Genomic DNA, 23,042 nt, shown 5'->3' with positions numbered 1-23,042 from the left:
TGGAAAACAGTTTGCATATCCAGGTAACTGGTTTGGATTGTGAAACTATGGTTAAAGAAGCTAAACGAATTGTAAAGGAAATCGATGATTTAGTATATATTAAAGTACCTGTTTCATATGAAGGAATTAAAGCTATTAAAGAATTAAAAGCTCGTGGCATGAATGTAACGGCGACAGCTGTTTATGATTTAATGCAAGCCTATATGGCATTAGAAGCCGGAGCTGATTATATTGCTCCATATGTAAATCGTATCGGTAATTTAGGAAGTGATCCATTTGAATTGATCCATGAATTATCATCAAGAATTGAAGTAGATGGATATGATTGTAAAATATTAGCAGCCAGCTTTAAAGGGGTACAACAAGTTCGAGATGCCCTTAATAGTGGCTCACATGCAATAACAGCACCAGTAGCTGTATTAAATCAAATCTTCAAAAACCCAAACATTGAAAAAGCAGTAGCAGATTTTAATAATGACTGGTATGCAATGTATGGTGAGAATAAAGGAATTTGTGATTTATAATAATTAGCAGCACAACTAAGTGCTGCTTTTTTGAATGATAGGCAGCTGTAGATACATTACGTTAATAAGTATGTGGTATTTTCAATTTATAAAGGGTTATTTAAAGGAGAAAGATATGTGGCAATGTCCCAAGTGTAAAAGAGTATTTAAAAGAAAAAATCAGAGTCATTATTGTGGTGAAAAACCTACTACGATTGATGAATATATAGCTAGACAAGAAAAAGAAATTCAACCGCTATTAATTGAACTCAAAGACATTATTAATAAGGCAATACCAGAAGCAAAAGCAACGATTGCATGGGGAATGCCAACTTGGAAAAATAACGACAATATAATTCACTTTGCTGTTAATAAAAATGATATTAGTTTATATCCAGGCAAAGAAGCAGTTTTATTTTTTCATGATCTTTTATCAGATTATAAAGTTCATAACGGTGTAATTAAAATTTTATTCACGCAACCTTTACCTGAAAAATTAATCACAAAACTAGCTAAGTGGTGTTATCTTCAAGATATTAATCAAGAATAATATTTTGCTATTATTAATTTTATAAAATAATAAATTTTGCTTAATTGCCGGCGTATAATTTATAGTGTAAAATATTTTTTAGGAAGTGATTACTAATGGAAAAATATGCAGTGATAACAGGAGCTAGTTCTGGTATTGGTAAGGAGTTTGCAAAATTATTAGCTAGGCAAGGTTATTATTTAGTATTGGTCGCTAGAAGGGTGGCTAGATTAGAGCAATTGGCAAAAGAATTAGATACTGATTGTTTGATAATTGAAGCGGATTTAAAGAATGAAAATGATTGTTATCAGTTGTTTGAAAAAGTTAAAGATTTAAATGTTGAAATTTTAATTAATAATGCTGGTTTTGGTATTAGTGGGAATTTCGATGAAATTGCTTTATTAAAAGAAATAGAGATGATTGAAGTTAACTGTGTAGCTTTACACATCTTAACAAAACTAATGTTGGAAAAAATGGAACATAATGATAATGGTTATATTTTAAATGTGGCTTCTTGTGCTGGATTAATGCCAGCAGGACCACATATGAGTACGTATTACGCCACTAAATCATATGTAACAAGTTTAACACAAGGAATTGCTCGAGAGTTAAAGGAAAAAAATAGTAATGTATATGTGGGCTGTTTATGTCCGGGACCTGTTGATACTGAGTTTAATGATGTAGCTCAAGTGAAGTTTGCTTTAAAGGGAATTAGAGCTGATTATTGTGCTAAGTATGCTTTGTCTAAAATGAAAAAGCGTAAAGTTGTTATTATTCCAACTATAAAAATGAAATTAGCGATGACTTCAGGCCGTTATTTACCTAATTATTTATATATTATAATTGCATCATTTCAACAAAAGAAAAAACAATAAAAAACATCTAGGTATTATCTAGATGCTTTTTGTCGTCAATTTTTAATCATTATGGCGATGACGTAAAAAGATATTAATGCCAATGACTTCGATAATAGAAATAATTACAATTGCTACTGCTGGATTCATTTTAACCCCTCCATTTTTTACAATATTATCATAACAGAAAATTATTAAGAAAACATTTAATAAATTATTAAGAATTATTAATTTGTTTTATAAAGCAAGAATACTTATATATATTTGAAATTTTAAATCATGTAGATAGTTATATCACATCATAAAAATTTAATGTTACTATTCACAGTCACTTAAAACTTGTCAAGTGAATAACTAAAGAAGTTGAAATTTTTTATGGCACTTTAAAAGCTTATATAGATGAGTTTATACCTGGGATATAAAACTTGTCATGTCATTTACAAACAAGCTTCCTAATGATCATTTTCAAACAACATCAACGAAAGATTGTTACGAAGCGGCAAGACAAAGATGAAGATATCGGGGCAGTTTGAAAACATAACAAATGCAAGATATTATGCCAATATCAAATCATATCTGGAAACAGGGAAACGAAATGGATATAACGTAAGCGAGCTGATAAAAAGAGCACTGGAAGGAAAATATATAACAATATCAGAAATGAAAACATACGATGTGCAGTCAGAAGACTGATATCTACATCGTGTTTTTCCAGTTACTTAAATTATTTAGACTGTGAATAGTAGCAATTTAATAAAGAAGCTATAATTAATTTTTTTTAAAAATGTTGAATGTAAGCGCTTTTTTTGGTAGTATAATTATATAAATTATATTCAGAAAGGGGCTTGACAAAAATGGCGGCAAGAAGCACACTAGTAGCAAGCAAGCAAGCAAGCAAGCAAGCAAGCAAGCAAGCAAGCAAGCAAGGCGTAACTCTGTCTTTTTTCTGTCAAGTTGAAAACTATTTTGCTCAAAAACAGAAGGCGTATTCTGTCTATTTTATTATGGATGGAATGAGCCTTTTTATATTTTAGCACCATAATATCTGAATAAATATTAGAGAAAGGAAATGAAAAAATGAAAAAAAGAAAAAAAATACAGGCATTACTAGTTTCAATGGTTATGTCGGTAACTTTGCTTCCTAGCGTGGTATTAGCTGCGCAAGAGGGAATACCGTCAGTTGCTTGTGAAGTAACAGAAGACTGCATATTAGAATCAGGTCATAATGGGGAATGTGTACTAAATGTTGAAGACAACACTGTCTTACAAACACAAACTGCAACGAATCAGATTGTTTCTAAAGCTGGAAATGGTAGTTGGGATAGTATCATCAATCAGATCCGCACTATACCGAGAAGTGATACATGGGACGGAAACGGAGATATCGTTGTTGATATTGAATGTCCTGATTATGTAATCGTTGATAGTGCTATGTTAGCATGGGGATATGATCCAGTAATTGTAAATGGGATCATGATTTCTAATACAAATAAGACTGTTACATTAACAGAATCTGGACTTAGAGAATTTTTTATACGTCATTTAGAGGGGGGAATGGCACAAATACAGTTTTCTTTAAAAAATTTGAATGATGCTTCTGTTAGTAATTTGCTGGTCTACTGTGAGGTTAAAATATCTCCTTTGACAATTGACGAATCATGGCCATATGATATTGGATATTTTAATGGCATGCAAGTAGCTGAAGATGATATTCTTCAAGCAATAACAACTAATCAGGCAAATACAATAAAAGTGCATATGACAAACGGGATTTTGGCTGAGAATATTTTGTCACGAACTGTGCTTAATAAATTAAAAGAAAACCAAAAAACACTGGTTGTAAGTTATTCAAGTATGTATGATGCCCAATGGAGTTTTAATGGAAGTGCGATTACAGATGTAGATGCAAATGTCAATTTAGGGGTTACAATAAGTGAAACTGTAGAAGGAATTTCTAATTTAATACCAGAGAACACAGCTACACAGATTTTTGAATTCTCACACAGCGGTACGCTTCCAAGTGGAACCAGCTTTATGACAGAACTTCCAAAAGGAAAATTTGGGGAAATCTCATATTTATATCATCACAATGAAAGTGAAAATAAGCTGGAGTATGTCGGTGAACTTAGTACTGCTTATAATCAGGTTACAATGAATCTGACACATTGTTCTGCTTATGTACTTACAGATGTAAAATTACCCGCAAGTGATCATGTTACTTATCCAGCGGAGCACCAGCATGAATACAAAGTGATAGTTGAAAAACCTGCTACTTGCATTGAAGCAGGTTATGAGGAAAGTGTTTGTGAGCTTTGTGGTGATAAACAAGTAAAAGAGATTGCTGCTCTTGGACATAAGTTTACATGGGTAACAGACAAGGAAGCAACTGCTACAGAAGCAGGCTCTAAGCATGAAAAATGCACGGTCTGTGGCTATGAAAAAGCGGCAGTAGCAATCCCAGCGTTAGGTACGATCAAAGAAACGTCTGAATCTTCACAACCAGGTAATGCCACTTCGGTACCGACTGGCGATGACAACAATATTGAGTTATGGGTGGCAATTATATTGGCTATGGGTACTACTATAACTAGCATTGGTTTTTACAAATATAACAGAAAACATTGTAGATAAATTATAACTATGCGCACTGTAAATCAAAATTACAGTGCGCAATCTTTATGTCTTGAAGTTTACAAAGAATTATCTTTTGGCTATGCAAGGTTTGGGTATGGTTGGTCAAGATAAATTGATGTGTGAGAATATTTTTGGTATACGTTTGTGTTTATGCTATAAATGTTATGCAAAGTAGCTAAATAAGGGGAAATATATTAAAATTGTGGATTTGGCAGTGTAATATCGAATATTTTATAACTGTAGAATGCTTTAGTTTTTTATCGCTTATTTTTAATAATTGATGTATCATAAAATTAACTAATTTTATAAAGGAAATTTTAAAATGAAAGATTTATATTATGTTTTAATGAAAAATAATTTAGGAAATGCCTCGACTTGTCGTAAACTGATAAAACAAGGTAAGATAACAGTTAATGGTGAAGTTATAAAAGATCATAAATATCCTGTTAAATTTAGTGACCAGATTATTTATCAACAAACTATTTTAAAAGCCCAGCCTTTTACTTATATTATGTTAAATAAGCCCAAAGGTTATATATGTGCTAATCATGATCTAAAATATCCTTGTGTAATTGATTTGATAACTAATAAAGATTGTTATTGTTTAGGACGTTTAGACAAAGATACCACTGGTTTATTGATTTTAACCGATGATCATAGTTTATCAAAAAAGCTGCTTTTACCTAGTAATCATGTTATTAAAAAATATTTGGTGGAAATCCAAAAGAAAATTACTAATAATTTAAAGGAAGTATTTTTACAAGGAATTATTATTGATCATAATATCAAATGTTTACCAGCAGAATTTGAAATGATCGATGATTTTCATTGTTATTTATCGATTAGTGAGGGTAAATATCATCAAATTAAAAAGATGTTTAAAAGTCTAGATAATGAAGTTGTAAATTTAAAACGAATTGAATTTGGATCTTTAAAATTAGATGAACGATTAAAAGAGGGCGAGTTTCGAGATCTAACTAATCAAGAAATCTTAAGCTTATTATAAATTGTGATATAATAGAAAAAAGGAGGTATATTATGCTTGAATTTCGATATGATACCCAGTTATTAATAGAGGGTAAAAACCTTGATGAAGATGCTATCAATGAATATTTTACAAATAATTTTAAAGGGGATTGTTTATTGGCTGTAGGTGATGAAGATTTAATCAAAATTCATTTCCATACTAATGAGCCTTGGAAGGTATTAGAGTATTGTGCTTCTTTAGGAGAAATTTACGATATTGTTGTTGAAGATATGGATCGCCAATCAAGAGGATTAAAAGGTTAGACTAGGGTTAACAAATGTTAGCTCTTTTTTGATAAATAATATTAAAAATTCATAAAAAAGGAGGAAAAGAATTTGTTATTAGCTAGTGATTTTGATGGAACATTATTTTTTGAATATCAATTAGAAAATTATCGAAGAGATGATATTAAAGCAATTCAAAAATTCCAGTCTTTAGGACATAAATTTGGAGTTTGTACGGGTAGACCATTAATTGGGGTTACTGATTTTGCTTCACCTGATTTTAAATTTGATTTTTATATTGTAAATAGTGGAGCTATTGTTTTAGATCGAGATTTTAAATTAATTAGTAAAAAAGAGATAACTTTAACAACAGTTGAAAAAGTTATGGATAGTTATAATGATGTTGAAATGTTAATTGCTACTGAAAATGAAATTTATTTTGTAAATAGTAAGAATGATTTTTCATCAGATTTTATTATTAATCTAACTTCCAAAAAACAACTGTTAGACAAAACAATTATTAGTTTTTCTTTAATGTTCAAAACTGAAAAGGAAGCGTTTAGTGCTAAACAGGATTTACAACAATACGTAGATATTGAAATCTTTCAAAATAAAACAGCATTAGATGTTGTCGCTAAAGACTGTTCTAAAAAAAGCGGTCTTGAAGCAATTGCCAATTACTATCAGTTAGATAAAAACGATTTAGCTTGCATTGGAGATTCTTATAACGATATTTCCATGCTTGAATTTGTTGATAATAGTTTTACATTTGATTATAGTCCTTTAGAAGTACAACAAGTAGCAAACAATGTTGTTAGTCATTTAGATCAATGTATTGAACAATTATTACAAAAGGATTAGGAGGTTATCATGAAAATAGAGGTTAAAGAATATACTTATGAAACCATGCCAGACTACATTTGTAATCTAGATAATATACCTGAAATAAAAATGACTGGAGAAGAAATTGGTGTTGATTATCTTCCAGATATTGTCTATGATCGAAAAGATGGTGTTGATTTGCATTTACAACTGTTAGTACCTTCAATGTTTAATCACCCTGATAAAAAGTTTCCTGGGGTAGTATTTATTCAAGGATCTGCTTGGAAAAAACAAAATATTTATCGTAATGTTGCGAATATTGGAGCATTGGCAAAAAGAGGCTATGTTTGTGCTATTGTTGAATATCGTCATAGTGGCATCGCTCATTTTCCAGCTCAGATCATTGATGGTAAAAATGCAATTCGTTATTTAAAAGCTCATCATGATCAATATCATTTAGATAGTGATAATATTATTATCATGGGTGATTCTTCAGGTGGTCATACTAGTGCGATGATTGGGATGACTGCTAAAACAGATTTGTTTGATCAGCCAATTAATCAATATGATTGTTTTGTTAAAGGGATTATTGATTTATATGGTGCTGTTGATATTACAATGCCTGATGGTTTTCCTTCAACTTTAAATCATCAGCTTCCTGATAGTCCTGAAGGAATGTTAATGGGATATAATATTCGTGAAAATATTGAGGAAGCAAAGGTAGCTAATGTTAAAAGTTATGTTGATTTAGATTATCCAGCGATGCTTATTTTACATGGTACTAAAGATAAAACAGTATTTTGTAAACAAAGCGTGGAATTATATCAGGCGATAAAAAATGCCGGTAAAAGTGTTAAACTGTATTTAGTTCGTGGCAGTGATCATGGTGGGGCAGTTTTTTGGAAAGAAGAAGTAATTGATTTGTATGATGATTTTATAAAATCGTGTCTTTAAAACAGTAAGTAAAAACGATTCAATTAAATGAATCGTTTTTACTTGTTTGTTTCAATGTAATTTTCAACATTCTTTTCAACAATTGTAAATGGAGCACAACCACTAGTTAATAAAGCTTCGTGAAATTCAATATCATTAAATTTATTTCCTAGCTCTTCTTTAGCAGTAGTTTCTAAATTACTAAATTGAAGATAACCATAATAATAAGGAACAAAGATTGTCGGATTGTCTTTTAACTGATTGTATTGTAATTCTAGCGAATCATCATCATTAATGACAAAACCTAAATCTGCTAAGTTATCTTTAAATTCATCTAAATCCCAGCCCTCATAGTGAATACCAATATCACATAAAATCATTGCATAATAAGAATAAATGTTATTATATTTCATTAATTCTAAAATATCTGAATTAACTTGTTGAGATAAATATTTGTTACAATAATATTGCACATAAACAGCCCAGCCTTCTTGATATGATGGATTTGATGCTAAAACTTTACGATAATTATTATCAAGGTTTAAATAACTGTAATTAACCTGATACATATGACCAGGTAAACCTTCATGAGCAATAGTTTGAAAAGTATCAACAGCACTTATATCAATTTCATTATTATCAGAATTAACACGAATTTGATTTGCTGCTTTGCTATCTAATGCTGGTAAATTATAATAAGCAGCAACACTGTTATTAGCTAAAGAAGGATCAATTTGAGCTATTTGATAATCAATAGTTCCAATGTCTGGAAAATCTTCTTGTATTTCAGTTGCTAAATCTTGCATCATTTCTTCATAACTGTTGTAATTGGTTTTAATGGAACCAAAGTTATTTTGAACAACAGATGAGATACTTGGATTGGAAATTATTAAAGATTGCATTTCTTTTAAACAATCATCCATCGCATCTTCAAATTCTGATTGAATTTCTGTAACTGTTTTAGAACTTGCAGTAGCATTTTGTAATAATAACTGATAATATTCTTTACCATTTTCGATATTCGCTAGACCACCATCATTTATTTTATTTTTATCAAGTCCATTTACGGTATCAATGATATTTTGATAAGCTGTAATAAATGAATCATTAAAGGTAGTAGAAAGCTGTTGTTTATAAGTATTTTTTTGATTTTCATCAAGATTCAAAGCATCAATTTTTTCATTCAAGGCTTGTAAGATAGGACTATTATCTTTAGCATCAATTATCCCTTGGCAATATTCAACAACATCATTAACATTGATAGAAAGGGTATCTTTTTCTTCTTGAACCTTTAAATAATCTAATAGACTTTGAATATATCGATCAGTATCATCAACTAATGTAATTAAATCCTTAACATCCTGTTCATTTCTTACTGTCCAATCGGTTAACATTGTTGGAATTTGACAATAAGCACCAGTTGCAGTTTCAAAAGCTGGGGCGATATAATCATATTTATCATCATTTGACTCTAGTGCTAATTCTAATGTGTTTTGATAAATATCGTAAGTTTCCTGTTGTTTAGCAGTTAATAGATCTCGGTCAAATTCAGCAAATCTTTCAGCAGTTTCTTCGGTTGTTTTTTTAGCTTCTTCAAGTTCTTCTTCGCTATAACCAGAACCAAAGCCGATTTCAACATTATTTAAGTCAATTCCAAAATTTTCAGGATTTTCAATAAATGAATGTAATGATGTATAATCACTTTCCATTGTATCAATAAATTCCTGTTCAATAAATTGATCAAATTCGGTTTGCATTTTATCAGCATCACCAGAATTTTGATTGTTGCAGCCGCTAATAGAAATCGTCAAAATTAGGGCTAATAAAATAGTGGTCAATTGTTTTATTTTATTCATAAAAAACTCCTTCCAATACAATATATTATAGCCATTTTAGAGTTATTAAACAATTTGTTCGTTAAAAGAAAGTTAGCAATATTTATTCAAACAATATTAACTATGACCTATAGGTTTAAATTTATAGTCTAAATCTGCATATATTAATATTTTGTATGTTTTAGTATTAACTAATAGGTGATACTATGTGAACTTTTTAAGAATTCTCAACTAGTGTTTTACTAGGTAAAATATAGCTGTAAATAGAAGGGAGAATGATTATGAAAAAAGAACAAGTATTAAAATATTCGTTATTGTCAGCATCTTTATTAGTTGGTAGTGCACCAGCAATCAATGCTAATATTCCAGCTATGGCAAGAGCTTTTGATACAATTCCATTAGCAATGATTGAAATGTTGACAACTGTACCATCATTATTTTTAATGATTTCAGTATTAATTAGTAGTTTTATCGCGAAAAAGATTGGTTATAAACAAACAGCTTCATTAGGGTTGTTAATTGTCGCTGTTTCAGGGATACTGCCAGTATTTGTTTCTAATTTTTATTTAATTTTAATTAGTCGAGCAATGCTTGGATTTGGGATTGGTTTATTCAATTCTTTAACAGTAGCTTTAGTAAATAGTTTTTATCAAGGGAAAGATCGAGCTAAAATGTATGGATTACAAAGTACTTTTGAAGGTGCAGGTGGTATCTTTATAACATTTATTGCTGGTCAATTGTTGAAAATTGGTTGGCAGGCACCATTTTTAGCCTATGCTATAGCAATTCCGGTATGTATTGTTTTTATCAAGTTTATTCCTAAGGTAGCTACAGCAAATGATATTTCGGTTGATAAAAATGTAATTGTAAAAGAAAATGGGTTTAAAAAAGATAATATAATGTTAATTAGTTTTATCGCATTGTTATTTGTAGCAGCATCTTTATATATGACAATGGGTATTAAAGTATCAACATTAATTACAACGGCTGGATATGGAAATGCTAGTGATGCTAGTTTAGTAATTATATTATTATCACTAGGAGCAATTACAGCTGGAACATTATTTAGTAAGATAATTAAAATCTTTAAGCAGCTAACACCAATTATTGGTTTGTTGATTTTAGCATTAGCAATGTTTTTAATAGGAATTTCTAATTCAATGATAATTACATTTGCTGGTAGTTTTTTAACCGGATTTGGATTTAAAATTTTTATGCCATACTTAATCGATCGTATTAATAATTCACAAATAAAAAATACACCACTAGCAACTTCATTATTATTAGTAGGTTTTAATTTAGGTGCTTTTATTTCACCATATAGTAGTATTTTTATGCAAAATATCGCATTAAGTGATAGTCTTAATAGTTTATTTATGGTTTTAAGTGGAGGTTTTATTTGTTTAGCAGTTGTAATGTTAGTATTAAATAATATTTTTACTAATAAAGAAGTTAATTATGTTTCAATGGAGTTAGCTGATAATTAATATTTTAAATCTTAACTAGACAAAATTTTGTAGACAAGATAAAATTTAGATGACAAAATATGTCTAGAAAGGAAGTAAGATATAATGGCTAAAAAATTAGGTTTTGGATTAATGAGACTACCTTCTTTAGACCCTGATGATCCTTCAAAAATTGATCTTGAGGAAACTAAAAAAATGGTAGATACTTTTTTAGAAAGAGGATTTACGTATTTTGATACAGCTTGGATGTATTGTGGATTTAATAGTGAAAATGCAACTAAGGCAGCACTAGTAGATCGTCATCCTCGTGATAGCTTTACTTTAACAACTAAATTACATTCTAATTTTATTAAAACAAAAGAAGATCGTGATAAAGTCTTCAATGAACAATTAAAGAAAACTGGTGTAAGTTATTTTGATTATTATTTATTACATGATATCAATACTCATAGTATTGAAGTTTATAATAAATTAGATTGCTTTAATTGGATTATTGAAAAGAAAAAACAAGGTTTAGTTAAACATATTGGTTTTTCTTTCCATGATGGTCCTGAATTATTAGATCAAGTATTAACAGAACATCCAGAATTTGAATTAGTTCAATTACAAATCAATTATTTAGATTGGGATAGTGCTGGAGTCCAATCAAGAAAATGTTATGAAGTAGCAACTAAACATAATAAACCAGTTATTGTAATGGAACCTGTTAAAGGTGGGACATTAGCTCAAGTACCAGAAAAAGTGGAAACAATGTTTAAAGAATATCATCCTGATATGTCAGTTCCATCTTGGGCAATAAGATTTGCAGCTAGTTTAGATAATGTCATGATGGTTTTAAGTGGTATGTCAAACATGGAACAATTACTTGATAATACTAGCTATATGATGGATTTCAAACCATTAAATGAAGAAGAATATCAATTAATTGATAAAGCAGTTGATGCAATTAATGCCAATATTGCAATTCCTTGTACTGGTTGTGCTTATTGTGTAGATGGTTGTCCAATGAAGATTGCAATTCCTAAGTATTTTTCATTGTATAATGCTGATTTACAAGAAGTTGAAGAAAAAGGCTGGACACCACAAGGTGAATATTACGACAACTTAACTAAAACATTTGGTAAAGCTAGTGATTGTATTGCTTGTGGTCAATGTGAACAAGTATGTCCACAACATTTATCAATTATTGAGTATTTACAAGATGTAGCTAAACATTTTGAATAAAATTATGAGGTTAAAGGATATTTAATGATATACTTTAACCTTTTATATTTTAATGTAAAAAGTACTAAAATACTAAATGATACTCAATTATTGAGTATCATCATAGTTTTATAGAAGATTAAATACGATGTTTCCAATATTCAAATACTGAAATTTCTGGAGCATCTTTATCCCAAGGCATTTCATGTCTTTCAAAATACCCAATAACTTCTCCTTGTTTGTTTCTTACAGGAACAAAGAATTCACGTTCACCAGTTTTCTTATTATAAGTTTCAAACATTTCGTCTTCACCATTATCAGCTCTTTTTAAAAATTCTTCAATTTTATGCTTAGAATTTTCATTGTGACAGTTAAATAAACTATTACCGATGACAACACGATTACCATATCGTTGTTTTGCGGTCTTATTCATATACTGAACGATATGATTACGATCAACAAAAACAATTTCATAAGCATAAGCATCCAAAATACTCTCTAATATTTCTTTTGTAATGTCCATATTTATATTACCTCACTATTCATTTTATATTCTATCAAATTATTAGAAAATCGTAAATTATGAGACAGTATTATAATTAAAAAGTATTAGCAAAAAAGTAATTTTTTTGAAATAGAAATGATAGAAGTTTTACTAGAATGTTAGTAAATACAAAATAAACTTATTTTAAGCAAGTAAATATATACATATAATTAATTGTTTTTGTAGTAAAATTAAGATATCTAAATTACAATAATAGTAAGTGAATGTTAGTGGAGGGATTTCGATGAGTGTTATTGAAATAAATGGCTTAACGAAAGATTATGGTAATCAAAAAGGATTATTTGATGTTAGTTTTACAATCGAAAAGGGAGAAATATTAGGTTTTTTGGGTCCTAATGGCAGTGGAAAAACAACGTTAATTAGACATCTAATGGGTTTTATTAAACCAGATCAGGGAAGTGTATCAGTTATGAATCTAGATTGCTTTGCTCAAAGTCCAAAGATACAAGAAATGGTAGCTTATTTACCTGGTGAAATTGCGTTTATGGATGAGATGCGAGGAATTGATTTTATTAAATTTATTGCTGAAATGAAAAAAATCAAAGATTTAACACGGGCTAAAGAGTTGATAGATTTTTTAGAATTGGATCCAACTAATAAAATTAAACGGATGTCTAAAGGGATGAAGCAAAAAATAGGATTAGTGATAGCTTTTATGCAAGATTGTCCAATTTTAATATTAGATGAACCGACTAGTGGTTTAGATCCGTTAATGCAAAATAAATTTGTTGAATTAATAAAACGTGCTAAGGCTGAAGGGAAAACAGTTTTAATGTCATCGCACATATTTGAAGAAATTGAAAATACTTGTGATCGAGTAGTTATGATAAAAGATGGTAAGATTGTTGCCAGTAAAGAAATGGCGCTGTTAAAAAAAGATCGGCATAAATGTTATGAAATTAGTTTTAATAACTTAGAAGATGCGATTTCTTTTAATCAGCTTTTTCCAAATGGAAAGTTAAAAGACAAAACAGTTACTTTGATCATGCAAGGGCAAATCAATGATATTTTAAAAAGTTTAACACAGTATTCAATTGATGATATTAGTATTCGAGCGCAGTCTTTAGAAGAATTATTTTTACATTATTATGGTGGGGGTAATTAACAATGATACTACCTTTATTTAAAAAAGAAATAAAAGCTAATTATAAAATATTTATTATTTTTATTTTGATTATTAGTTTATATGCTGGAATAATTGTAGCTATGTATGATCCTGAATTAGGAAAAAGTTTGGAAATGATGGCTGAAAGTATGCCAGAGTTATTTGCGGCTTTTTCAATGACCAATGCTGGTTCGTCGTTGATAGAATTTGTTACTAACTATTTATTTGGATTTATTATGATTATTATTCCTTTTGTTTTTATGTTGATAATGATTAGTCGTTTAATTTGCAGATATATTGATAAAGGGTCTTTTGCTTATTTATTGGCAACCCCACGAAATCGAAGCCAAATAATATTGACACAGTTATTAACAGTGTTATTAGGGGTTTTATTATTAATTGTTTATGAAACGGTACTAGTAATTGTTTGTGGTAAAGTTATGTTTAATGAGTTAGTACCAATTAAGGAATTCTTAGTTTTAAATTGTGGTCTTTTTGGATTGCATTGTTTTTTTAGCACTTTAGTATATTTAACAGCTTGTAGTTTTAATGAAACCAAATGGTCAATGGGACTAGGTGGTGGATTAGGAATGATTTTTATTTTAATACAAATGTTATCTCAAGTTAGTGATAAGTTTGATTTTTTAAAGTATTTAACACCATTAACTTTATTTGATACTAATGGATTGATTGAATTGGATTTACAGGCAATCATGTTTGCTGGGGTGTTATATTTATTAGCATTTGTTTTTATTATTGTAGCAGTAAATATATTTAAAAAACGTGATCTATCTTTATAATTTTAGACAGGAGATAAAAAAATATTGCTCTATGAACAAATTGTTGAAATATTTATGTTTTTTCTAATATTTTATTGACCTTAGAGCTAGTCTAAAGCTTATATTGGATTTAGAAAGAGAGGTATTTACCATGTTAGTTAAAGAAGTTCAAGAGCAATTGCATATAAGTAGTCATACATTACGTTATTATGAAAAAATGGGTTTAATAAAACCTGAGCGTAATCAAAATGGTTATCGTAATTATGATGATAATGATATCCGGAAAATTAAAAAAATCATCTACTTAAGGGAGTTAGAAATACCAATTGAGGAAATAAAAGCTATCTTAAATAATGAAAAAGATTTTCAAAATGTCTTAGAAAGTCATTTGAAAAAATTAGATTACCAGATAAAATCATTAAAATATATTCAGGAAGTATGCAACGATTTAAAAGAAAAAGATCTTCCTTTATTAGATGTAATAACTAATGAAAATACATTAATTAATGAAAATATTAATCAAACAGAATTAAAAACAGATATAAAAAAAATATTTGATTATTTTAAACCAATTAAAACAGTAGTATTAGGATACCGGGTTGATCCAAATAATTTTTTCTCAGCTTTTCCTTTGGTTTTATTTGCTTCATTTTTAGCTAGTTTAGGAATTGCAGTTGGATTGCCTAAGGCAATTGATTACTTAAATCAACAATTGGTAGCTAGTAATTTAGATCCATTACCAAATTTTGAAACTACGGTCATGACGGTTGCAGTTATAATGATTATTTCTTTAATAATATTTTCAATCTTGATTACGTTTCATTGTGGTAAACAAAAATATATTGAATTAACAGATAATCAATTGTCAATTTGTTCTTTGCAAACTCAAAGTCGGTTATCGATTTTAAAAGGAATGATACTTAAAGATTCAAAGCGATATAATCGCAATTATCAATATAGTGATCTTGATTATGTAAAGATAAATTTGATTTTTTCAACGACATCAGCTGGTCGTACTGGAATTTGGCGAACATATATTTTACAATTTGTTTTTCATTTTCAGGATGATTTTGAATTTATAACTGATTCTGGTCAATATTTCGGTGAGGATTTGAAATTGGCATATCAAATATTAAAACAAAAAGATGTAAAAATTATTAGTGATGATATTGTTGTTGAAGCTTTGAAACAAGATGGTAAACTGTTTGATTTTTTTGAAGATCATTTTCATTTGAATTCTAAGAAGTGATATTGGTAAATCCAGTATCATTTTTTTTAATTTATAAATCATTGATTTAAATATTATCAAATGAAAAGTGATAGTTCATTACAAACTATCACTTAACTATTTTTATTATTTACCTAAGCTTTTTAATAATTTTTCATCATCTTCAATATTACCTGTAATTTGGAAAGACTCATCAGTATATTGCATCATTTCAATACGATTTCCATCAGGGTCATGGATCCACATTTGCCAAGTATGAGAATTTCCGATTTTAGGTTCGATATCAATGTCAATACCCGCTGCAATTAATTCATCACGTGCTTTGAAAATATCATCAACAGTTAATGAAAAATGACTATATCCTAAATGCTGGTTATATTCAGGATGCTCTTTTTGACCATCAGCTTTTGGAAATAATTCGATAAATTGCCCATTTGCAATTTCAATATAAATTAAACAGATATCTAATGGTCTTTCTTTAGCAACTTTAGCCCATGGATGTCCTTCTTTATCTTTATAAGCTTCATAACGGACAATCATCTTAGCTTTTAAACCAAGTTTATTTTCATAAAAATCGCGCATTGCATCCATTTGATCAGTAAAGAAAGAAACGTGCATTATATTATTAAATTTCATAATAATAGCCTCCTATTTAATACTTTTTCTTATTTTTTCAATTGTTTCAATTAAATATTTTGAATCATTTAATGAATGAATCTCATTTTCATTTTTATTATTTTTAACATCATCAATTAGTGCTTGGATTTCCATTGTCATATCATCACCAGTGATAGGATAATGGCGATTAATTGTTGAATCATTAGTTTTAATAGTATAATCAATTATTCGATTATAATTTGGAATATAGATTTCACCATTAGTTCCTTTAATTAAAGCATAACGCTCTTTATTATAATCAATAGAACCTTCACCAATACCAATAATCCCATTTTTAAAATAAAGATGTGTTTTAAATTCTAATTCAATTTCATTTTCAATTTTCATCTTTGTTTCAATTTTATCAATTGAACTATTAACAAGACCTAAAATAAAACCAATTACATAACTTCCAACATCATTTAAAGCCCCGCCTTGTTTAGGATCAAAGAGATAAGAATCCTTTCTGCCATTCATTGCATCAAAACAAAAATTAGCTTCAATTGATTTGATTTCACCGATTAGTGATAAATCCTTTTTTAATGCTTGAAAACCATCATTAAATTTAGTTTTAAAGGCTTCTAGACAGTATCCATTATTACAATATACAGCATCTTTGATTTGATCGATATCTTGACTGTTTAAAACAATTGGTTTTTCAGATAGGACAGCTTTATGATTATTTAAAGCCTTGATAATCCATTCTAAATGATAATAATGTGGTAAAGCAATATAGACAGCATCAATATTTTCATCACTTAATAACATATCATAGTCATGATAAACTTTAACTTCGGGATGTTTTATTAAATACTCATCATCATTATTAATACTAAAAGAGCCAATAGCATAAATCGAACCGTCACTGGTATTTTCAATACTTTTAACAAATTTTCTAGCAATATTACCAAAACCAATAATACCAAATCTCATATTTAATCCTCCAATTAATAATAAAACCTAATTTAATTATAGTTCTATTTGATAAAAAAACAAAGTTATGATTTGTTAAAACAGGATAAATGCAAGATATTTAGTTATCTTGCATTTATAAACTATTACTCACTTGCTAGCTGGGCTTGTTGTTTTTCGTAAATTTTAACAAATGGTAGATATACTAAAGCAGATAATATTATTCCTAGTAATTGACAAACTGGTCCCATAATATTACCGCCTGAACCTAAGAAAGTAATGATTAATGGTGGCATGGTCCATGGTAAATCAACATAGATTATTGGACAAATATGAAGCATAGTTAGAACATAACCAAAAATTACAGTCACTAATGGTGCGATAATAAATGGTATTACAAGGGTAGGATTAAGGACGATCGGAACACCAAACATACTAACTTCACCAATATTAAATAATTCAGGAACTAATGCTAATTTCGCGATAGATTGATTTTCAGGACGTTTACAAATAAGTAACATTGCAATTGTAAGACCTAACATACATCCAGTACCACCAGTAGCAAAAAATGCTCGGTGGAAAGTGTTATTAACAATATTTGTTGGTTCTAGTCCAGCTTGGACTGCTTCAAGATTTTGAACTCCTAATGTTGTAAGAATTGGATTAAAAACACCACCGATCATATTATCACCATGAAGACCAATAGCCCAAAAAACTAAACTAATGAACATTAGAGTTAAAACTCCAGGTAAAGAGCCACCAATATGTAATAATGGCTGTTGAACTATATTAAAGATTAAATCATTTAAATAAGCACCAGTCCATATATTAATAGCTAAACCAATTAAAGATATGATTAAAATTGTAATAAAAGCAGGAATTAAATATTCAAATGATTTTGCAATTTGAGGTGGTACTTGTTCTGGTAATTTGATTTTTAAACGATCAAATTTAAATAAGACAAAGAATAATTCAACAGTAATAATTCCAACAACCATTCCAGTAAATAATCCTTGACTTCCTAATGAAGTACTAAAAATCCCGCTGACTGATTCTACTAATTTGCCATCTTTAAAAATATCCATTGATGATTGAGTCACTGTCAATAATGCTACTACAGCTAATAAACCAATAAACATAATATTATCATTTTCTTTGGCACCAAGTTCAGCACCAATTAAAAAAGTAATAGAAATTGTGATACAACCTATTGTAGCAAAGTTAAGGGCGTTAAAAGCTGGATTTAAAAATGATAAATTCATAATGCCTGGAACTATAGCCCCTAAACCAGTTTGATCATTACAAATAACATTAGACCATAAAACGCCAACAGCGCCAATAATAATAAATGGCATAAAAGTTTGAAAAGCGTTTTTAATAGATGATAGGTATTTATTTTCCCCTGCAATAATACCAATTTTCATTAAAACATTTTGAAAAGTTTCCATTTTATTTTCCTCCATTTAATTTTTCAAAGAATAAGTGTAACCCCTTTCTTTGGTGGCTTCATTTTAACAAAATAATTGTTTTAATTGCTTTTTTGATAGGATTGTGGAATAAAAGTTCAAATTATTGTTGATAATCATAAATTTTTTTGAATTTTTGGTGCTTTTTTATTAGCAGACGAAATAGTGGAATAATATTAGGTGTTATACTGTGAGGTACTAAGGAAGTGTTAAAATGAGTATAATGAAGCAATTTGAACAAATTGAAAAATTCACAAAAACTGAATTAGAAATTATAAATTATATTAAAGATAATTCTAGTGCATTAGTTTATATGTCAATTGGAGAGTTGGCTAAAGAAACATATTCATCTAATGCAAGTATTATTAGAATATGTAAAAAACTAGGTTATAAAGGATTTCGTGACTTTAAGATGGATTATTTAAGAGAAATGGAGTCATTAAAATATGTAAATAATGACATTGATTTTTCTTTTCCTTTTAATAGTGATGAACCTACATGGCAGATAATTAATAGTTTATCTAGTATGTATAAAGAAAGTATTGATTTAATAAATGGAGAATTGGATATTGATGAATTAGAAAAAATTGTTAATTTGCTGGATAGAAGTAATCGGGTTTTTGTTTATGCAAGCGGTGATTCACGAATTTCAGCCATGGGTTTTACAGATAAGTTAATAAAAATTGGAAAGTTTTTTTATATTGTAACTGATAATAGGGAAGAGGCAGCTTTTTCAATGGGGGCAACTGAAAATGATGTTGCATTGTTTATTGCTTATTCTAAGCATTATCTTTATAAAGATTGTTTACGAATTTTATTACATAATCATTGTCCAATTATTACAATTACATCATTATCTACCGGTATTTTATATAAATATAGTAATTATCATATTTTAGTTTCTCAAAAAGAGAGTAATGAAAAAATTGCTACATTTTATTCACAGTTATCTTTTCAATATGTTTTAAGTATTATTTATTCGTTGTTATACAAAAAATATCAGAATCGATTATTAAAAAAATAGGGTATTATGATAAAATATTAAAGATAATAGAAATAGGAGTGTAATAATGGAAGATATTAAATTAATATTAGTAGATATTGATGGTACTTTATTAAATGACGATGGAATAATAACCCCAAAAACAAAAGAAGCTATTGCTAGAATAAAGGAAAAAAATATTATGTTTGGAATAGCGACTGGTAGAACTCCTTATGCTGTTAAACATTTGATCAAAGATTGGCAAATTGATAAATATGTAGATTTGATCATGGGATTTAATGGTGGTTGTTATTTGGATTTGAAAAATAATCGGACAAAATCGCATTATTTATTAGATGGAAAGCTTATACCAGAGATATTGAATGAGTTTAATAGATTTAATTTTAATGTGGGAATTTATGATAAAGAATCTTTACATGTTTTAGAAGATGAAAAAATTGCTAAAGCTATTGCAAAACGTAATAAATTGCCATTGATTATTGATGATTTGAGACAATACTATAATCGTCAGATTGAAAAAATATTATTTATGGCTGATACTGAAGAACTTGATAAAATAGATCAATATTATCAAACTTTAGTTGATCGAGATTATCGGCTTGTTCGTTCAACACCAATAATTATCGAATGCTTAAATCCACAATTATCTAAATCTTTGGGAATTAGAAAAATGTGTGAAGATATCAAAATTGATACAGCCAATATTATTGTATTTGGGGATGAATTAAATGATTATGAAATGATTAGAGATTATATTGGTGTAGCTATGGAAAACGCAAATCCAGCTATCAAAGAAATTGCAAATTATATTACTAAAAGTAATAATGAAGATGGAATTGCTGATTTTTTGATTAAATATAAAATTATTTAAATAAACAAGGAGTAATTTAATAATAAACTTCTTGTTTATTTTTTATAAATAACAAATTTTACTTTGATAAAGTTACTATGATAATTATAAATAGATTTGGATATATTAATTAGACTTTTTAATATTGTTAATTATTGGAAGTAGTAAAGATTATTTTTATAAGTTTTACTTATAAATGCGATTAGTAATTGAAATTGTTTATCTTATCAATAGATAATAAAATATTGGTGTAAAGAAAAGAGGTAAGGTAAATGAGTAAAAATTTGGTTGTGTATTTTTCCCATGATAAAGAAAATTATGTCGCTGGAAAGATTGTAAAATTAGATATTGGTAATACAAAAGTAGTTGCTAAAAAGATTCAATCAATAATAGGTGGTGATACTTTTGAAATATTACCATTACATGAATATCCTTTTGAATATCATCGTTGTACTGAAGTAGCAAAAAAGGAGTTAGAAAATAATGAGCGACCAAAAATATTAAATATTGTTTCTCATTTTGAAGATTATGATAATATTTTTATTGGTTATCCTAACTGGTGGTCAACAATGCCAATGTGTATGTGGACATTTTTAGAAAGCTATGACTTTAAGTCTAAACATATCTATCCTTTTTGCACGCATGAAGGAAGTGGCTTAGGGCAAAGTGTTGCTGATATTAAAAAACTATGTCCGCAAAGTATCATCCACGATGCTTTAGCAATCAGAGGAAGTCAAGTAGTTAATAGTGATGATGCAATAAAAAAATGGTTAGAGGAGGTTTTATAAATGGCGATTAGTAAAGAGGCAAAAGCATATCATGAAAAAATGTTTCCTGGATATGAGTCACAATTATTAAAAACAGATCCTGAATTTATAGAGTTGTTTGATAATTTTGCTTTTGATGAAGTAGTAAATAATGATGATTTAGATGATCATACGCGTTTAATTGCCATTTTAGCGACATTGCTTGGAAGTCAAGCTATTGATGAATTTAAAGCTATGTTAACAGCTGCTTATAACTTTGATGTAACACCAGTTGAAATGAAAGAAATTATTTATCAGGCGGTTGCTTATCTAGGAATAGGACGAGTTTTCCCATTCATCCATGCTGTTAATGATTTTTGTTTAGCTAATGGAGTTGATTTGCCATTAAAGTCTCAAGGGACAACTACAACAGCTAATCGTTTACAAAAAGGCATTGAAGCTCAAGTTGCTATTTTTGGTGAAAATATGCGAGATTTTCATTGTTCAGGATCAGAGGAATCAAAGCATATTAATCATTGGTTAACAGATAATTGTTTTGGCGATTATTATACAAGAAATGGTTTAGACTATCGACAAAGAGAAATGATTACTTTTTGTTTTTTGGCAGCACAAGGTGGCTGTGAACCTCAATTAGTATCACACGTCCAAGCTAATATTAAAGTGGGCAATGATAAAGAATTTTTGATCAAGGTTGTTTCACAGTGTTTACCATATATTGGTTATCCAAGAAGTTTAAATGCTCTAAACTGTATTAATAAAGCAGTAAAATAAAAGGAGGTAATGAAAATGAAAGATGTAATGATTGTAACTGGAGGTGGTCAAATTAGTATGGCTATTGCTCGAAGAATGGGTTATGGGATGAAAATTATTGTTGGTGATAAAAAAATTGAAAATGCCAATAACATTTGTCAAATCATGAATAATGCTGGATATGATTGTGTGCCTTTTGAAATGGATCTTTCTTCAAAGGAATCAATATTAGCGATGATTGAGGAAGCTAAAAAATATGGTGAAATTTCGATGTTAGTTAATGGAGCTGGGGTATCACCTAGCCAGGCTCCAATCGAAGCTATTTTGAAAGTTGATTTATATGGAACAGCTGTTTTATTAGAAGAGGTTGGTAAGATGATTAAAAAAGGTGGTGTTGGAGTAACTATTTCTAGTCAATCTGGACATCGAATGCCAGCTCTTAGCAGTAAAGAAGATGAATTACTAGCAACAACACCAGTTGAAAAATTATTAGATTTAGAAATGTTGCAAGAAGAAAACATTAAAGATACTTTACATGCTTATCAGCTTGCTAAAAGATGTAATGAAAAAAGAGTTATGGCTGAAGCTGTAAAATGGGGACAAAGAGGGGCTCGAATAAATTCTATTTCACCAGGTATTATTGTTACTCCGCTGGCAATAGATGAATTTAATGGACCGCGTGGTGACTTTTATAAAAATATGTTTGCTAATTGTCCAGCTGGTCGACCAGGGACTGCTGATGAAGTAGCTAATGTTGCTGAACTGTTGATGAGTAATAAAGGGGCTTTTATTACTGGTTCTGATTTCTTGATTGATGGTGGTGCTACTGCTTCATATTTTTATGGACCATTAAAGCCGGAATGAGATAATTGTAAAAATTTAGTAAAAATTTTGTAAAATACAATTTACCCAAATATTACTTGACGTTAA

The 23,042-nt window shown here is 28.9% G+C and carries 24 protein-coding genes; 19 read left to right on the top strand and 5 right to left on the bottom strand.

Annotated elements, in window-relative coordinates; all coding sequences use genetic code 11:
* The 9 genes from B5F09_RS08415 to B5F09_RS08370 form a co-directional block, all read left to right on the top strand.
* Positions 1-524: transaldolase family protein (locus B5F09_RS08415; protein ID WP_087373562.1), on the top strand; the 524-nt coding region annotated here is incomplete at its 5' end.
* Between the two features lie 115 nt (positions 525-639).
* Positions 640-1,053 (top strand): iron chaperone, encoded by a 414-nt coding sequence (locus B5F09_RS08410; protein ID WP_087373560.1) that lies wholly within the window; start codon positions 640-642, stop codon positions 1,051-1,053.
* 95 nt (positions 1,054-1,148) lie between these two features.
* Entirely contained in the window at positions 1,149-1,907 is a 759-nt protein-coding gene (locus B5F09_RS08405; protein ID WP_087298805.1) for an SDR family oxidoreductase, read from the top strand.
* 833 nt (positions 1,908-2,740) lie between these two features.
* Complete coding sequence (locus B5F09_RS08395) at positions 2,741-2,920, top strand: hypothetical protein (RefSeq protein ID WP_087373556.1); 180 nt, start codon at positions 2,741-2,743, stop codon at positions 2,918-2,920.
* Positions 2,921-2,963: 43 nt separating this feature from the next.
* Positions 2,964-4,517: a hypothetical protein gene (locus B5F09_RS08390; protein WP_087373554.1), complete on the top strand. Its 1,554-nt coding sequence runs from the start codon at positions 2,964-2,966 to the stop codon at positions 4,515-4,517.
* A 325-nt stretch (positions 4,518-4,842) separates the two neighbouring features.
* Positions 4,843-5,526 (top strand): pseudouridine synthase, encoded by a 684-nt coding sequence (locus tag B5F09_RS08385; RefSeq protein ID WP_239404292.1) that lies wholly within the window; start codon positions 4,843-4,845, stop codon positions 5,524-5,526.
* A 32-nt stretch (positions 5,527-5,558) separates the two neighbouring features.
* A complete protein-coding gene (locus tag B5F09_RS08380; RefSeq protein WP_087373552.1) occupies positions 5,559-5,810 on the top strand; it encodes a kinase to dihydroxyacetone kinase in 252 nt (83 codons plus the stop codon).
* 72 nt (positions 5,811-5,882) lie between these two features.
* Positions 5,883-6,632 (top strand): HAD-IIB family hydrolase, encoded by a 750-nt coding sequence (locus tag B5F09_RS08375; RefSeq protein WP_158095831.1) that lies wholly within the window; start codon positions 5,883-5,885, stop codon positions 6,630-6,632.
* Positions 6,633-6,641: 9 nt separating this feature from the next.
* A complete protein-coding gene (locus tag B5F09_RS08370; protein ID WP_087373548.1) occupies positions 6,642-7,547 on the top strand; it encodes an alpha/beta hydrolase in 906 nt (301 codons plus the stop codon).
* Positions 7,548-7,585: 38 nt separating this feature from the next.
* Here B5F09_RS08370 and B5F09_RS08365 read toward each other — a convergent pair whose 3' ends face one another.
* Positions 7,586-9,382 (bottom strand): DUF885 domain-containing protein, encoded by a 1,797-nt coding sequence (locus tag B5F09_RS08365; RefSeq protein ID WP_087373545.1) that lies wholly within the window; start codon positions 9,380-9,382, stop codon positions 7,586-7,588.
* Positions 9,383-9,642: 260 nt separating this feature from the next.
* Between B5F09_RS08365 and B5F09_RS08360 the strand changes: the two genes are divergently transcribed.
* Together B5F09_RS08360 and B5F09_RS08355 are read left to right on the top strand one after the other, a co-directional pair.
* Positions 9,643-10,848, top strand: a complete 1,206-nt coding sequence (locus B5F09_RS08360; RefSeq protein ID WP_087373542.1) for an MFS transporter — start codon at positions 9,643-9,645, stop codon at positions 10,846-10,848.
* Positions 10,849-10,932: 84 nt separating this feature from the next.
* Entirely contained in the window at positions 10,933-12,051 is a 1,119-nt protein-coding gene (locus B5F09_RS08355) for an aldo/keto reductase (protein WP_394335297.1), read from the top strand.
* A 118-nt stretch (positions 12,052-12,169) separates the two neighbouring features.
* Here the strand turns inward: B5F09_RS08355 and B5F09_RS08350 are convergent, their stop codons facing one another.
* The gene (locus tag B5F09_RS08350; RefSeq protein ID WP_087298818.1) at positions 12,170-12,553 is read right to left on the bottom strand and encodes a PAS domain-containing protein; all 384 of its coding nucleotides are present in this window, start codon (positions 12,551-12,553) and stop codon (positions 12,170-12,172) included.
* A 265-nt stretch (positions 12,554-12,818) separates the two neighbouring features.
* Here B5F09_RS08350 and B5F09_RS08345 point away from each other — a divergent pair, with 265 nt between their 5' ends.
* From B5F09_RS08345 to B5F09_RS08335, 3 genes are all read left to right on the top strand, one after another.
* On the top strand, positions 12,819-13,700 hold the full coding sequence (locus B5F09_RS08345; protein ID WP_087373538.1) for an ABC transporter ATP-binding protein: 882 nt from the start codon (positions 12,819-12,821) through the stop codon (positions 13,698-13,700).
* 2 nt (positions 13,701-13,702) lie between these two features.
* Positions 13,703-14,500 (top strand): ABC transporter permease subunit, encoded by a 798-nt coding sequence (locus B5F09_RS08340; RefSeq protein WP_087373536.1) that lies wholly within the window; start codon positions 13,703-13,705, stop codon positions 14,498-14,500.
* A gap of 130 nt (positions 14,501-14,630) precedes the next feature.
* Positions 14,631-15,728 carry a MerR family transcriptional regulator gene (locus tag B5F09_RS08335; RefSeq protein ID WP_087373533.1) on the top strand — a complete coding sequence of 366 codons (1,098 nt, stop codon included), beginning with the start codon at positions 14,631-14,633 and terminating at the stop codon, positions 15,726-15,728.
* Between the two features lie 105 nt (positions 15,729-15,833).
* Here B5F09_RS08335 and B5F09_RS08330 read toward each other — a convergent pair whose 3' ends face one another.
* The 3 genes from B5F09_RS08330 to B5F09_RS08320 all read right to left on the bottom strand — a co-directional run bounded on the left by B5F09_RS08330 (position 15,834) and on the right by B5F09_RS08320 (position 18,724).
* Positions 15,834-16,343: a VOC family protein gene (locus B5F09_RS08330; protein WP_087373530.1), complete on the bottom strand. Its 510-nt coding sequence runs from the start codon at positions 16,341-16,343 to the stop codon at positions 15,834-15,836.
* Between the two features lie 12 nt (positions 16,344-16,355).
* Complete coding sequence (locus tag B5F09_RS08325) at positions 16,356-17,297, bottom strand: Gfo/Idh/MocA family protein (protein ID WP_087373528.1); 942 nt, start codon at positions 17,295-17,297, stop codon at positions 16,356-16,358.
* 125 nt (positions 17,298-17,422) lie between these two features.
* Positions 17,423-18,724, bottom strand: a complete 1,302-nt coding sequence (locus B5F09_RS08320) for a PTS sugar transporter subunit IIC (RefSeq protein ID WP_087373525.1) — start codon at positions 18,722-18,724, stop codon at positions 17,423-17,425.
* Between the two features lie 232 nt (positions 18,725-18,956).
* Here B5F09_RS08320 and B5F09_RS08315 point away from each other — a divergent pair, with 232 nt between their 5' ends.
* From B5F09_RS08315 to B5F09_RS08295, 5 genes are all read left to right on the top strand, one after another.
* A complete protein-coding gene (locus B5F09_RS08315) occupies positions 18,957-19,766 on the top strand; it encodes a MurR/RpiR family transcriptional regulator (protein WP_087373523.1) in 810 nt (269 codons plus the stop codon).
* A gap of 46 nt (positions 19,767-19,812) precedes the next feature.
* Positions 19,813-20,616, top strand: a complete 804-nt coding sequence (locus tag B5F09_RS08310) for a Cof-type HAD-IIB family hydrolase (RefSeq protein WP_087373521.1) — start codon at positions 19,813-19,815, stop codon at positions 20,614-20,616.
* A gap of 251 nt (positions 20,617-20,867) precedes the next feature.
* Positions 20,868-21,383 carry a flavodoxin gene (locus B5F09_RS08305; RefSeq protein ID WP_087373519.1) on the top strand — a complete coding sequence of 172 codons (516 nt, stop codon included), beginning with the start codon at positions 20,868-20,870 and terminating at the stop codon, positions 21,381-21,383.
* A complete protein-coding gene (locus B5F09_RS08300) occupies positions 21,384-22,133 on the top strand; it encodes a carboxymuconolactone decarboxylase family protein (RefSeq protein ID WP_087373518.1) in 750 nt (249 codons plus the stop codon).
* Between the two features lie 15 nt (positions 22,134-22,148).
* The gene (locus B5F09_RS08295) at positions 22,149-22,976 is read left to right on the top strand and encodes an SDR family oxidoreductase (protein WP_087373516.1); all 828 of its coding nucleotides are present in this window, start codon (positions 22,149-22,151) and stop codon (positions 22,974-22,976) included.
* Positions 22,977-23,042 lie beyond the last annotated feature (66 nt).

The organism is Erysipelatoclostridium sp. An173 (assembly GCF_002160495.1).
Classification (GTDB): Bacteria; Bacillota_I; Bacilli_A; order Erysipelotrichales; family Coprobacillaceae; genus Thomasclavelia; species Thomasclavelia merdavium.
Note: the sequence above shows the minus strand (reverse complement) of the source record. Positions and strands in the feature narration are given on the sequence as shown.